The sequence below is a fragment of the Hansschlegelia quercus genome (assembly GCF_004310425.1).
Lineage (GTDB): Bacteria > Pseudomonadota > Alphaproteobacteria > Rhizobiales > Methylopilaceae > Methylopila > Methylopila quercus.
On sequence record NZ_SIUB01000005.1, the window covers coordinates 130,659 to 143,926 of the forward strand.

At 65.1% G+C, this 13,268-nt stretch carries 11 protein-coding genes; 7 read left to right on the forward strand and 4 right to left on the reverse strand.

Translation table 11 applies throughout. From position 1 onward, the window contains the following. The first annotated feature begins 26 nt into the window (after nucleotides 1-26). Together EYR15_RS11590 and EYR15_RS11595 are read left to right on the forward strand one after the other, a co-directional pair. The gene (locus EYR15_RS11590) at nucleotides 27-1,016 is read left to right on the forward strand and encodes a DUF808 domain-containing protein (protein WP_131003706.1); all 990 of its coding nucleotides are present in this window, start codon (nucleotides 27-29) and stop codon (nucleotides 1,014-1,016) included. A 44-nt stretch (nucleotides 1,017-1,060) separates the two neighbouring features. Next, on the forward strand, nucleotides 1,061-1,456 hold the full coding sequence (locus tag EYR15_RS11595) for a RidA family protein (RefSeq protein ID WP_382239712.1): 396 nt from the start codon (nucleotides 1,061-1,063) through the stop codon (nucleotides 1,454-1,456). A gap of 4 nt (nucleotides 1,457-1,460) precedes the next feature. Here EYR15_RS11595 and EYR15_RS11600 read toward each other — a convergent pair whose 3' ends face one another. Then, on the reverse strand, nucleotides 1,461-2,183 hold the full coding sequence (locus tag EYR15_RS11600; RefSeq protein WP_131003707.1) for an endonuclease/exonuclease/phosphatase family protein: 723 nt from the start codon (nucleotides 2,181-2,183) through the stop codon (nucleotides 1,461-1,463). 19 nt (nucleotides 2,184-2,202) lie between these two features. Beyond that, entirely contained in the window at nucleotides 2,203-3,669 is a 1,467-nt protein-coding gene (locus tag EYR15_RS11605; protein WP_245498269.1) for a phospholipase D-like domain-containing protein, read from the reverse strand. A 259-nt stretch (nucleotides 3,670-3,928) separates the two neighbouring features. On the opposite strand from EYR15_RS11605, the gene EYR15_RS11610 reads away from it, so the two are divergent. Genes EYR15_RS11610 through EYR15_RS11620 form a run of 3 tightly spaced genes read left to right on the forward strand, consistent with a single transcriptional unit; the run spans nucleotide 3,929 to nucleotide 6,679 of the window. Next, nucleotides 3,929-4,759: an aldo/keto reductase gene (locus tag EYR15_RS11610; protein WP_245498270.1), complete on the forward strand. Its 831-nt coding sequence runs from the start codon at nucleotides 3,929-3,931 to the stop codon at nucleotides 4,757-4,759. A 3-nt stretch (nucleotides 4,760-4,762) separates the two neighbouring features. Beyond that, entirely contained in the window at nucleotides 4,763-6,106 is a 1,344-nt protein-coding gene (locus EYR15_RS11615; RefSeq protein WP_205741631.1) for an NTP/NDP exchange transporter, read from the forward strand. A gap of 57 nt (nucleotides 6,107-6,163) precedes the next feature. Further along, entirely contained in the window at nucleotides 6,164-6,679 is a 516-nt protein-coding gene (locus EYR15_RS11620) for a DUF4142 domain-containing protein (RefSeq protein ID WP_131003710.1), read from the forward strand. Nucleotides 6,680-6,733: 54 nt separating this feature from the next. On the opposite strand, the gene EYR15_RS11625 is transcribed toward EYR15_RS11620, so the two are convergent. After that, nucleotides 6,734-7,165, reverse strand: a complete 432-nt coding sequence (locus EYR15_RS11625; protein WP_245498271.1) for a response regulator — start codon at nucleotides 7,163-7,165, stop codon at nucleotides 6,734-6,736. Between the two features lie 154 nt (nucleotides 7,166-7,319). On the opposite strand from EYR15_RS11625, the gene EYR15_RS11630 reads away from it, so the two are divergent. Both EYR15_RS11630 and EYR15_RS11635 read left to right on the forward strand, forming a co-directional pair. Next, entirely contained in the window at nucleotides 7,320-8,795 is a 1,476-nt protein-coding gene (locus EYR15_RS11630; RefSeq protein WP_245498272.1) for an ATPase domain-containing protein, read from the forward strand. A gap of 1 nt (nucleotide 8,796) precedes the next feature. Continuing rightward, on the forward strand, nucleotides 8,797-10,911 hold the full coding sequence (locus EYR15_RS11635) for a hybrid sensor histidine kinase/response regulator (protein ID WP_131003712.1): 2,115 nt from the start codon (nucleotides 8,797-8,799) through the stop codon (nucleotides 10,909-10,911). A 68-nt stretch (nucleotides 10,912-10,979) separates the two neighbouring features. Here EYR15_RS11635 and EYR15_RS11640 read toward each other — a convergent pair whose 3' ends face one another. Further along, on the reverse strand, nucleotides 10,980-13,130 hold the full coding sequence (locus EYR15_RS11640; protein ID WP_131003713.1) for a molybdopterin-containing oxidoreductase family protein: 2,151 nt from the start codon (nucleotides 13,128-13,130) through the stop codon (nucleotides 10,980-10,982). Nucleotides 13,131-13,268: the final 138 nt, after the last annotated feature.

The following is a 13,268-nucleotide window of genomic DNA, read 5'->3' on the forward strand; positions in this document are numbered from 1 at the left end:
TCCCGTCGAACGCTCTGGAGACCCCGTTGGCCGTCGGTCTGATCGCGCTTCTGGACGATGTCGCCGCCATCGCGAAGGTCGCGGCCGCCTCGCTCGACGACGTCGCAGGACAGGCTGCGAAGGCCGGCGCCAAGGCCGCGGGCGTCGTGATCGACGACGCGGCGGTCACGCCGCGCTACGTCGTGGGCTTCGCCGCCGAGAGAGAACTGCCGATCGTCTTCCGGATCGCAATCGGTTCGCTGAAGAACAAGCTGGTCTTCCTATTGCCGGCCGCGCTCGCGCTCAGCTTCTTCGCGCCCTGGCTGATGACGCCGCTGCTGATGCTCGGCGGGGCATACCTTTGCTACGAAGGCGCGGAGAAGGTCTACGAGGCGCTGTTTCCACACGCCGCCCACGCCCACGAGGCGACGGTCGCTCAACCGGTCGATGCGACGGCGATGGAGAACCAGAAGGTCGCCGGCGCGATCAAGACGGACTTCATCCTGTCCGCCGAGATCATGGCGATTACGCTTGCAGCGGTTCCTGACGGCGGTTTCTGGACGCAGGCTATCGTGCTCGCGGCGGTCGGCTTCGGCATCACCGTAGGCGTCTACGGCGTGGTGGCTCTGATCGTAAAAGCGGACGACGCCGGCGTGGCGCTTGCCGCGAGCCAGTCGCAATCAGCCTTTGGAAGTCTGCTGCGCGGCGTCGGCCGAAGCCTTGTCGTCGGCATGCCGGTCCTGCTGAAAGTCCTCGCGATCATCGGCACGGCCGCAATGGTGTGGGTCGGCGGCGGCATTATCGTCCACGGGCTGGAGATCTATGGGCTTCCCGCCCTCGGCCATTTCATCCACGCCGCGGCCGCAGCCGCAGGGCACGCGGTTCCGTTCGCCGAGTCCGCAATCGAGTGGCTGGTCAGCGCGGCGGGCGCGGGCGTCGTCGGTCTCGCGATCGGAGCGGCGGTCATTCCGCTGACGAGCTTTGTGCTCGCGCCGATATGGAGCGGCGCCAAGCGGCTGGTCGGAAAGTCGGCCTGAAATTCATGATGGCGGAGCCGCAGCCCGTCGATCGAGGAGCCCCGATGTCCGAGCCCATCTTCTTCATGTCGCCTGACGCGCCGACGCCGGTCGCGCCGTTCTCGCATGCGGTCGAAGTCGATGGCTGGGTGTTCGTGACGGGGCAGATGCCGACATGGCCGGGAGACGACGCGCGTCCGCTGCCTGACGGAGTGGAGGCGCAGACCGCGCGGGTGATGGACAACCTCATCATCGTGCTGAGGGGTCTCGGCCTCGGGCTCGAGCATGTGGTCCAAGCCCGGATCTACATCACCCGGTTCAAGGAAGACTACGCCGCGATGAACGCCGTGTACGCGTCCTACTTCCCGCCGGAGCGGCGGCCTGCCCGCACCTGTATCGGCGTGACAGGTCTCGCCCGAGACGCTCTCGTCGAGATCGACCTGATCGCGCGCCGGCCCTGAACCGTCAGGCGACGTTGCGGATCGCGACGCTCGGATGATCGAGGTCGATCTCGGCCACCAGCGGAAGGTGATCCGACGCCTTCCGCGCAAGCAGAGTGTTGTGGACCGACAGATCCTTGATGAGACCGTGCGGCCAGCCGAGGATCCGGTCGAGGGCGAAGATCGGGCGGCGCGACGGAAAGCTCGCGAGCGGCCGCGGCTCGCCGAACACCGGCTCGAACACGCTGAGCGAGGAGCGCCTGCGGCGTCGCCATTCGTTCAGGTCGCCGAGCAGCACGGTCGGCATCGGCGTCAGCTTCGAGAAGGTCGCGAGCAGGGCGTTCGCCTGGCTGACGCGCGAGCGCCGAAGCAGGCCGAAATGGGCCGCGATCACGCGGAACGGACCTTCGCCAAAATCGAGCTCCGCGATGATCGCGCCGCGCGGTTCGACGCCGGGCAGTTGCATCCGCAGCCGGCGATAGGTCTTCGGGGTCCGGCGCGTCAGCAAGGCGTTGCCGTGCCAGCCGTGGCCGTCCGGCGCGTCGGACTGGGCGAGCAGGATGAGGCCCGCTTCGCGCTTCACCGCGTCCGGATCGAGCAGGCCCATCCGCTTGCCGAAGCGGTGGTCCACCTCCTGCAGCGCGACGAAGTCCGGCGCGATTTCGGCCAGGACCTGGACGATCCTGTCCGGCCTGACGCGACCGTCGGTGCCTCGGCACTTATGGATGTTGTAGGATGCGAACCGCACCGCGCCTCCTTCGATCAGATCAGAGATAGGGCAGCGCGAGCCGAGTGGTCGCGTCGCGAAGTTTTATGAGGAAAGGCCGCCCATCGATCTCCGATAGCGTAATACGCCGCCCGCACTTCTGGTCGATCAGGGTCGACAGCCGCTGGCAGAGATCTCGGTCGTAGACCTCGAGGCCGAGCTCGAAATTCAGCCTCAGGCTGCGCGCGTCCCAGTTCGCGGAGCCAATCAGGCTCCACTCGTCGTCCACCGTCATGAGCTTGGCGTGGTCGAAGGGCGGCTGCGAGCGATAAAGGCTGCATCCGGCCTCCAGAAGCGGGCGGATATGCGCCTCGACGGCCCACGCCACCATCTTGTGATTGTTCACCCCGGGCGTCACCAGCCTGACGTCCACGCCGCGCAGCGAGGCGAGCATGAGCGCCGTCAGAAGCTGTTCCTCCGGCAGGAAGTACGGCGTGGCGATCCGTATGGACCGTCGTGCGGCGGTGATGGCCGAAAGCAGCACGAGCAGGAGCTGGCCGACCGCCTGGTCGGGGCCCGCCTGGATCGCGCGGGCGACCTCGCCCTCGGCCGGCAGCCGCGACGAAGTTCGGCTCGAGCCGCTCGCCTCCTCGCCGGTGGCGAACGCCCAATCGTCGTCGAAGCCCTCCGCGATTTGGCGGACCACGTCGCCGCGCACCCGGAAATGGGTGTCGCGGACGCGCGCCTCCTCAGGCGCCGAGGCGAGGTTCTCGGCCGCGATGTTGAGTCCGCCGATGAAGGCGATCTCGCCGTCGATGATGAGGGCCTTCTTGTGGAGCCGCAGATCGAGGAACGGCATCTTCCACGGCCAGAACGAATGTAGGAAACGTGCGGCCGGCACGCCCTCGGCGCGGAGCGCCCGATAGGCCCGAGACAGGAAGAAGCCGCCGCCCATGCCGTCGATCAGCACGCGCACGTCGACGCCTCGGCGCCTGGCCACGGCAAGCGCCGCGACGAATTTCGAGCCCGGTTCGTCGACGCGGAAGATGAAGGTCGAGAGAGCGACGCTCGACCGCGCGCTCTCGATCGCGGCGAGCATGACGGGATAGGCCTCTTCCCCGGAATCGAGCACGAGATCGACGTCCGCCTGCCTGAGGTCGGAGCCGGTAATGGCGCCGACGGCGAGTTGCAGCCGCTCGCGCCGCGTGGTCGGGGCGGAGCGGTTGCTCGCCTCGGCGTCGAGGGTCTGCTTCAACCCGCGAAGACGACGCGCCTTGCGGTGCACGCGGTTGATGCCGAAGCCGAGATAGAGCGCCGCCCCGAGAAGCGGCGACAGCCACACGACGCCGATCCACCCGACCGCCGCGCGCACTTCTCGCTTGTTCAGCAGCGCGTGGACGGTCGTCGCCGAGGCGATCGCGACGTGCAGGACGCTGAGAATGAGGCCGTCGGTTGCGAACAGATTCTGCAGGATGACGACGTCTCCGAAGGCGACGGGCGGCTTGGCGGCCCGCCGACCAATCAGCACGCGAACTTCGCCTTGCCAAGCAGCTGGACGCCTCAGCTCAACCCCGACCGCGGGCTCGTCAAACAGATGTGATGCAGCTGGCGTCGCGCATCGGCGGCAGCGCTTTAGGTTGAGCTTGCCCGGCCTTGCCAGGCCATCCGATCGCCGCCGGACAAACGAGGAAGCCGCTATGCTGACCCGACGCTCCCTACTCGCCGCCGCTGCGGCCTCCGCCGCGATCGGCCCGCTTGCGCGGGCGGCGGAACCCTCCGGAGGAAACATGAGCGCGATCGAAACGCGTGCGATCCCTTCGACCGGCGAGAAGATCCCGGTGATCGGGATGGGCACGTCGGGCAGCTTCGAGGTCAGACCCGGCTCGCCCGAGGAGGCGGCGCTGCGCGAGGTGGTGAGGACGTTCTTCGCAGGCGGAGGGACGGTCATCGACACCGCCCCGACCTACTCGAACGCGGAGGACATCCTCGGTCCGATCCTCGCCGAGCAGGACCTGCGCGGAAAAGCCTGGCTCGCGACCAAGCTGTCGGGCGTTCAGGGCCGCGAACGGGGGCTCGAGCAGTTCAACGGTTCGCTGAAGTCGCTGAAGACCAACAAGGTCGAGCTGCTGCAGGTCCACAATCTCGGCGACACCGCGACCCAGCTGAAGCTCGCGCGCGAGCTGAAGGCCGAAGGCGAGGTGCGATACGTCGGGCTCACGCATTACCTCGAATCCGCGCACGATCGGCTGCTCGAGGCGATGCGCGAGACCAAGCCCGATTTCATCCAGATCAACTATTCGGTTGGCGTTCGAGGGGCGGAGGAAAGGCTGCTGCCGGCTGCAAAGGACATGGGCGTCGCGGTCATCATCAACCGCGCCTTCGAAGACGGGAAGCTGTTCGCCAGGACGAAGGGTAAGGATCTGCCGGGTTGGGCCGCCGAGATCGGCGTCACGTCCTGGGCGCAGGCTTTCCTGAAATTCGCGCTCAGCCAGCCGGCCGTGACCGTCGTGATCCCGGCGACGGGCAAGCCCGAGCGGCAGGCCGACAACCTCAAGGCCGGAACGGGGCCGATGCTGGACGAGGCGCAGCGGAAATCGCTGATCGAGATGCTGGGCTGAGGCGTGGCCGCCGGCGACGCCGCCGCCGAGGCGAACGGGGGACGCGGCTTCAGGCGTTTCGCCGACATCCGGCGAGGCGAAGGCGCGCTGATCGGCTGGGCCGGCCTCTACATCTTCGCCCTGATGACGGCCTATTACGTGCTGCGGCCGATCCGCGACGCGATGGGGGTCGAAGGCGGGATCGAGAACCTACCGTGGCTGTTCAGCGCGACGCTCGTCGCGATGATCGCGCTGAACCCGCTTTACGCCGCGCTCGTGCGGAGACTCCCGAGCCGGACGCTGATCCCGGTCGTCTACCTGTTCTTCGTCGCCAATCTCGCCGCGTTCGGCCTCGCTGCGCATTTCTCTTCGCCTGAGCAACTGGTCTGGGTCGGCCGGGGCTTCTTCATCTGGCTCTCGGTTTTCAACCTGTTCGTCGTCTCGGTGTTCTGGACCCTGATGGTCGACCTGTTCGACTCGGGCCAAGCCAAGCGGCTGTTCGGTTTTCTCGCGGCGGCCGCAACGCTCGGAGCGACGCTCGGCTCGGCCATCGCCGCCACGCTCGCCAAGGCGCTCAGCACCGCGGCGATGATGACGGTCGCAGCGGCGCTCCTTCTGGTCGCGGTCGCCTGCGTCGCCCGCATCGTCCGGCTGGCGCGGGACCTGCCGAGCAGAACCGCCGACCTCGAGCGCGAGACGATCGGCGGCGGCCTGTGGGCCGGCCTCATCCGCGTCGCGCGTTCGCCTTATCTGATCAATATCGGCCTCTACATCCTGTTCTACGCCGTGACGTCGACGTTCCTGTATTTCCAGCAGGCCGAGATCGCGAAGAACGCTTTCGCCGATCGCGGCGCGCGCACCGCCTTCTTCGCCTCTGTCGACCTCGCCGTGAACGTGTTGACGCTGTTCGTGCAGGTATTCCTGACGAGCGGCGTGCTGCGGCGCTTCGGCGTGGCAAAGGCGGCCGCCGTCCTTCCACTACTGACGCTGATCGGCTTCACGGCTCTGGCCGTCGCGCCCACGATCACGGCGATCGTCGCGTTCCAGGTGCTGCGCCGTGTCGGCAATTTCGGCCTCGCGAAACCGACGCGGGAGCTGATGTTCACGGTGCTTTCGCGCGAGGATAAGTACAAGGCGAAGAACGTCGTCGACACGGTGATCTATCGGCTCGGCGACCAAGTCGGCAGTTGGTCCTACGCTCTGCTTGCAGCTTTTGGGCTCGGCGTCGCGGGAGTCGCGGTCGCGGCGTTGCCCATTGCTGCGGCGTGGCTCATCAACGCTTACTGGCTCGGCGCGCGGCAGGAGGCGATGGCGAAGTCGAGCGAGCAGGCGCCGGAGCGCGCCGCTCCGCTCGGTGAAAATGCCTGATGTTCGAGGATCGAACGAGCGGTCTGGCTCGTTCTAGCTTCAACTAGGGAGGTTCAAATGAAAACGACAACCGTACTCGCAGTGCTCCTGCTGGCAGCGTCTCCGGCGCTCGCCCAGTCAGTCGGAGAGAAATCAGGCGTCAACTCCGTTCTCGGCGTCACGCCTTCGACAGAGGATTTTGTCCTACAAGCCGCGCAAAGCGACATGTTCGAGATTCAGTCGAGCAAACTTGCGTCGACGCAGAGCGACAAGGTCAAGGACTTCGCTCAGCAGATGGTCGAGGCGCACAGCAAGACGACCTCGGAGCTGAAGTCCGCCGTGGGCTCCAAGATGACGCTCCCGACCGACGTGAGCAGCTCGCAGAAGAGCATGCTGGACGACCTGAAGACCCGGAAGGGCGACGACCTCGCCGATCAGTATATCGATGATCAGGTCAGCGCTCATAAGGATGCGGTGTCGCTGTTCCAGCGCTACGCGGACGGCGGCGACTCCCCGGAGCTGAAGGCCTGGGCGGCGAAGACGTTGCCCGATCTCCAGCATCATCTCGAAATGGCGCAAGCGCTGGACAAGTAATCTCGATCGGCGCGCCTCACGGCGCGCCGATTTTTCTCTAGACGACGCGTTCGCTCATCGAGCTTGATCCTCGGCTTCTGCGGACTGTTGAACCGCGTTGCGCAAGGCGTCTTGAATCACCCTCGGATAATACGGCTTCGATACAAACCTCCCATCATCCGGGAGGTCTTCGTTTGCAATAGAGGCGTGGCCGGAAACGACGATAAATTTGATGTTTGGCCACCTCTCGTGGACCAAATAGGAAAGCGCGACGCCGTCCATCGAGCCGGGCATGTCCACGTCGGTGAAAAGTACAGAGACGTCCGGATTGCTTTCCAGCAGGCTCAACGCTTCGTCCGCGTTTGCGGCTGTCAGAACCCGACTGCCGGCTTCTCTCACGTTTGATGCGGCCGCCAAGCGGAGGACCGGATCATCCTCAACGACCAGAACAACGCCATCCATAGCCTCCGTCTCCTGCCTTGAAGCCTCAACGGAGCAGGCGGTCATAGGTTTCGTGACGTTGGGATCGAGAGGCTACGCGAAGCGGGCATTCGCAGGGGTTGGTTGAGACGGGCATCGACCTCCAATCCGCTAGGCGGCGCCCTCGGATACCATTAGAAGGCGATATGCTACCTCTCCCCGCATTCAACGTGGCGCGCCAGTGAGCTTGATCTCGACGGGAAATCAGGGACTCGACCTCGTTCTTCGCGGCGGCCTTCCCGAAAACCGCCTCTACCTTCTCGAAGGGGCGCCAGGAGCCGGTAAGACGACGCTGGCGCTGCAATTCCTGCGGGAAGGCGTCCGGCGAGGTGAGCGACCGCTCTACGTCACGCTTTCGGAAACAAGGGAAGAACTGAGGGCCGTCGCCGTCTCCCACGGGTGGGACCTCGACGAGTTCGACGTCTTTGAGTTCAGCTCCATCGAGAGCGTCCTCGGCGCCGGCAGCGATCAGTCGATTCTGCATTCCTGGGAGCTGGAGCTTGGAGAAACTGTTCGCCTCGTGCAGGCCGAGGTGGAACGCACGCAGCCGAAGCGCGTCGTATTCGACAGCCTCTCCGAGATGAGACTGCTCGCGCAGGATCCGCTTCGCTACCGACGGCAGATCCTGGCCCTCAAGCAGTTCTTCGCCGGCCGCGATACGACCGTCCTGCTCATCGACGACATGACCGGCAATGGCGACGGGAGAGACACCCACCTCCACAGCCTGTGCCACGGCGTCATCACGCTGGAGCGTCTGACGCTGACTTTCGGGGCGGCTCGCCGCAGACTGCAGATCCAGAAGCTGCGCGGCGTGGATTTCGTCGCAGGCTTCCACGACTTCAACATCCGCAAGGGCGGCCTCGACATCTATCCGCGCCTGATCGCAGCGGACCACCACACCCCATTTACCGGGGACCTCGTGCAAAGCGGCGTGCCGGAACTGGATGGACTTTTCAACGGCGGCCCCATGCGCGGAACCTGCACGTTGATCACGGGTCCCGCCGGCACGGGCAAGACCACCATCGCGCTTCAGTATCTTTACGCGGCGTGCGAGCGGGGCGAAGCCGCGACCGTCTATCAGTTCGACGAGCGGATCGGGACGCTTCTGACACGCGCCAGCGCCTTCGGACTGGACTTGCAGAAGCACATCGACGCCGGAACGCTCCGCATCGAGCAGATCGATCCGGCAGAGCTGTCGCCTGGCGAATTTGCGGCCCGCGTCCGCCGCGAAGTCGAAGCGCGCCAAGCCCAGATGCTCGTCATCGACAGCCTCAACGGCTATCTCTCCTCGATGCCCGAGGAGCAGCTCCTTATCCTGCAGATGCACGAGTTGCTTTCGTATCTGGGCCAGCAGGGCGTCGTGACGTTCCTCATCAATCCCCAGCAGGGACTTGTGGGCTCGATGGCGACCAATCTGAACATCTCCTATGTCGCCGACGCGGTGGTGCTGCTTCGGTTCTTCGAGGCCGAAGGCCGCATCAGAAAAGCGATTTCGGTGCTCAAGAACCGTGGCGGCAGGCATGAAGATGTCATTCGTGAGCTTCGCATCGACTCCCAGGGCGTTCGGGTGGGCGAAGCGCTGAAACAGTTCAGGGGAGTGCTGACGGGGACGCCCGAATACACCGGCGAACGGGCCCCGCTGATGGAAGACCGCTGACATGAGCCACAGGACCGGCCCCGAAGGGCACAAGGTCCTCATACTGGCGCCTTATGGACGCGACGCCGAAAGTGCGGCGACGCTCCTGTCGCGCGAGGGGCATGACACGCATGTCTGCGTGGATCTCCCGTCCGTCGCGACGGCGCTGGACGAGGGGACGGGCGTCGTCCTGGTGACGGAAGAAGCGCTTCGAGACGCCGCCGGCGTCGAAGCTCTGCAACAATCGCTGAAAGCGCAGCCCTACTGGTCGGACGTCCCGTTCATCCTCCTGACCACGCGTAGCACCGAACGAAGCGGCCCCGGAGACCGAACGGGCGGCTGGCTCTTCAACTTCGTCTCCAACGCCATCGTGCTCGAACGGCCGCTCGGATTGGCTTCGCTGCTGAGCGCCACGGCGTCTGCGCTGCGGTCGCGCCAGAAGCAGTTCGAGATGCGCGACAGGCTGGCGGATCTCGACAGAACGCGCGTCGAACTCGTGGAGCGGGAAAACCAGCTCAGGCTTGCGACCGAGGCCGCCGAAATCGGCCTTTGGGATGTCGATCCCATCAACGACGTCCTCTATTGGCCGCCTCGGGTGAAGAAGATGTTCGGCCTTTCCGCCGACGCCGAGGTCTCGATGACGCACTTCTATGAGGGGCTTCATCCGGACGACAGGGACGCGACCGCGGCCGCATTCCAGGCGGCTGCGGATCCCGGGCGCCGCGCGGTCTACGATGTCGAATACCGGACGATCGGCCATGAGGACAAAATTCTGCGCTGGGTCGCCGCCAAAGGCAGGGGCGTCTTCGACGAGATGGGACGCTGCGTCCGGCTGATCGGAACGGCGATCGACGTGACGGCGCGGAAAGCCGCCGAGCTTCAGCTGCGATCGCTGAACGAGGAGCTCGAACGCCATGTTGCGGAGCGCACGGACAAGCTGATGGCGGCCGAGGCGGCTCTGCGCCAGAGCCATAAAATGGAAGCGGTCGGTCAGCTCACCGGCGGCATCGCGCACGACTTCAACAATATGCTGACCGGCGTGATCGGAGCGCTCGACCTGATCAAGCGCCGTGTCGGCGCCGGACGCCTGGACGATCTCGACCGCTTCATGGACGCCGCTTCATCGTCGGCGCAGCGCGCCGCTGCGCTGACGGCGCGGCTCCTGGCGTTCTCACGGCGTCAGTCGCTCGACCCCAAGCCGCTCGATCCCAATGCCCTGATCATGTCCCTCGAGGAGCTTCTGCGTCGGACGATCCAGGAAAATATCTCGCTGAGGATCGTCGCCAATCCGAGAGCCCCTCAGGCGATCGCCGACGCGAACCAGCTCGAGAGCGCGATCGTCAACCTCGCGATCAACGCGCGCGACGCCATGCCTGAGGGTGGGCAGCTCACGATCGAGACCAGCGTTGTCGAGCTCGACGAAAGCTATGTCGCGCTGAAGCCCGACATGCGGCCGGGGCCGTATGTCGTGATCTCGGTCTCCGACACCGGCGTCGGCATGAGCCCGGAAATCCTGGAAAAGATCTTCGATCCGTTCTTCACGACCAAGCCCATCGGACAGGGAACCGGGCTCGGACTGTCGATGATCTATGGCTTCGTGCGCCAGTCAGGGGGGCAGGTGCGAGTGCACAGCGAGCCCGGAGTCGGGACCACCGTGTCGCTTTATCTGCAGGCGAGCAACGCCATCGCTAAAGAACGCCTCGAAACGCCGCTGCCGCGGGCTCCCGACGGAAAAGGCCAGACGATCTTCCTGATAGAGGACGACGTGTCCGTGCGCCTCCTGGTCCGGAATGTGCTGGAGGAGCTGTCTTATCAGGTGATCGAAGCCAAGGACGCGGTTACTGCGATCCCAGTCCTCCGGTCGGGACAGACGTTCAACCTGATCGTCTCCGACGTCGGGCTTCCGGGAATGAACGGGCGTCAACTCGCCGATATCGCGCGCACGCACCATCCGGACGTGCCGATCCTGTTCATCACCGGCTATGCCGAGAACGCCGCGATCCGCGCCGGCTTCCTCGGCACGAACATGCAGATGATCACCAAGCCATTCGCTATGGAGCTCCTGGCGCAGCGAGTCTCGGAGATGCTTGCGGCGGCCGACGCCGCCAAGTCCGAACTCGACCAAGTCTCCAGCTAGCGCAGCCGCGAGCCCGCGGGACGCGCTTTCCGACGAGGCGGCGCCTCAAGACGCCGCCTCGCTATCCGTCAATTCGACAGCGAAACCTCGACGAGGTTGTCCGAAAACGACGGCGCATGGCCCATGTCGGTGAAGGCTGAGGAGGAGATGCTGTTGACGGTGCCTTCGTTGAGCTGGCGCCAATAGCCAAGCGTCGCCACCACGATCCCGGCCTTCACGTCGTCGGTGATCCGCGCGACGCCCTTGAAGGCCCCGCGGTCGTTCGCGACGCGAACCCGATCGCCATTGAGGATGCCGCGCTTGTCCGCGTCGATCTGGTTGATCATCACGAACTGCTCGCCCTGCACCTGCTGCTTCTGCTCCATATTGGCGTAGCAGGAGTTCAGGAAGGCGTGGCTCTTGGGGCTCACGATGTTGAGCGGGAACCGCTTGGCGAGCTCGGGATCGTTGGCGTGGCTCTCGCGCGCGCCGACATAATCGGGCAGCGGGTCGAGATCTTCGCCAGGCTGGAAGCCCGCGTACATCTGCCGGAACGGCGGGGCGACGAAGTTCTTGGCGCCCTCGACCTTGAATTCGCACTTGCCCGAAGGCGTCGGGAAATTGCCTTCCTTGTGCGGAACGCGATCGTCGGGAGTCCCAACTTTCAACCGCGCAAAACCATGCTCGCGCATGTAAGTGAGGTCGATGCCCTCGCAGGCCGGCGACGACCAGTCGACATAATGCTCAAGGCACTCGGCGTCCGACCATTTGAAGTTTTCCTCCTCGAAACCGAGCCGCGCCGCGAGCCGCCGGAAGATCTCGTTGTTCGGAATGGCCTCGCCAGGACTGTCGGCGCACTTGGTGTTGTAGGTCAGATAGAGATGGCCCCAGGACAGGATCATGTCCTCCATCTCCGCGCCCATTGAAGCCGGCAGCAGGATGTCGGCGTAGGACGCGGTGTCGGAGATGAAGTGCTCGGCCGAAACCAGGAACAGGTCTTCGCGCATCAGGCCTGCGACGATCTTGTCGGTTTCCGGCGCCTGCGTCACCGGGTTCGAGTTCCAGCACATCATCGACATGATCGGCGGATCCATCGGGATCTCGCCGAGCAGCGCGCGGCCGATCTGCAGATTGCTCACCACGCGGGTGCCCTCGGGGATCAGATCCGGTCGGCACATCACGTCGAACTTGTAAGGGTGCTCCCAGACCGGGAACTGGGTCACGCCGCCGCCGACGTGACGCCAGGCGCCCGTCAGCGCCGGGATTGAGCTCACGGCGCGGATGGTCTGGCCGCCGCCATAGTGACGCTCGAGCGCGACGCCCATGCGGATCGCCGCCGGCTGCGCGGTTGCGAGTTCACGCGCCAGCTGGCGAATGTCGGCCACGGGAACGCCGGTGATCGCCTCGGCCCACTCGGGCGTGCGGCTCGCGGCGCGCTCCTTCAGCTCTTCGTAGCCGAGCGTGTAATTGTCGACATAATCCTGGTCGACCAGCCCCTGTTCGATGATCGAGTTGATCAGCGCCATGGCGAGCGCGCCGTCGGTGCCGGGCTTCGGAGCGATGTGCCAATCCGCGCCCTTCGCCGTGCGCGAGGCGTAGGAGTCGATCACCACGACTTTCGCGCCCTTCTTCTGCGCGTCGCGGACGATCGCCCAGTGATGAAGGTTGGTGCTGACCGAGTTGCACGCCCAGATCACGATGTACTTGGAGTGGATGTAGCTCTCGGGATCAAGGCCGGCGGTCGGGCCGACCGTCAGCAGCCAGGCAGTGCACGAGCCTTCGCCGCAAAAAGTGCGCTCCATCACGGTGGCGCCAAGGCGGTTGAAGAAGGCGTCGCCGCCGTTCAGCCCGTGCACGAGCCCCTGATTGCCGAGATAGCTGTAGGGCGCGATCGCCTGCGGCCCGTATTGGTCAATGATCGCCTTCCAGCGCGTGACGATCTCGTCGAGCGCCTCGTCCCATGAGATCCGCTCGAATTGCTTGGAGCCCTTCGGCCCGACACGGCGCATCGGGTAGAGCAGACGGTCCGGATGATAATGGCGCTGCTCGTAATCCTTGAGCTTCACGCAGAGCCCGCCGCGCGTCATCGGGTGCTCGGGATTGCCGCGGACGCTGAGCAGCTTGCCGTCCTCGACCTCGAACAGCATCGAGCAGGTGTCCGGACAATCGTGCGGACAGCCGCCGAAGAAGGTTTCCGACGATTTGCCGAACAGGGTCTCGGGCTTGATGAGCTCGTTCATGCGGCTTTGCTCCCAGCGTCTTCCGGGGCGCCTTTAGCGCGGGCCTGACGCGAGGTCCCGTCACATGACGCTTTGGAGATAGAACATCTTGAAGTTTTGGTTTTGCGAAGTACCAATTCCGCAAGAAGCCATGGCGCC

Bases quoted from the DNA above. Each gene is read 5' to 3' on its own strand.
- EYR15_RS11620 (WP_131003710.1), top strand. From the start codon at position 6,164: ATGAAAACGACAACCGTACTCGCAGTGCTCCTGCTGGCAGCGTCTCCG.
- EYR15_RS11595 (WP_382239712.1), top strand. From the start codon at position 1,061: ATGTCCGAGCCCATCTTCTTCATGTCGCCTGACGCGCCGACGCCGGTC.
- EYR15_RS11640 (WP_131003713.1), bottom strand. From the start codon at position 13,130: ATGAACGAGCTCATCAAGCCCGAGACCCTGTTCGGCAAATCGTCGGAA.
- EYR15_RS11625 (WP_245498271.1), bottom strand. From the start codon at position 7,165: ATGACCGCCTGCTCCGTTGAGGCTTCAAGGCAGGAGACGGAGGCTATG.
- EYR15_RS11635 (WP_131003712.1), top strand. From the start codon at position 8,797: ATGAGCCACAGGACCGGCCCCGAAGGGCACAAGGTCCTCATACTGGCG.
- EYR15_RS11610 (WP_245498270.1), top strand. From the start codon at position 3,929: ATGAGCGCGATCGAAACGCGTGCGATCCCTTCGACCGGCGAGAAGATC.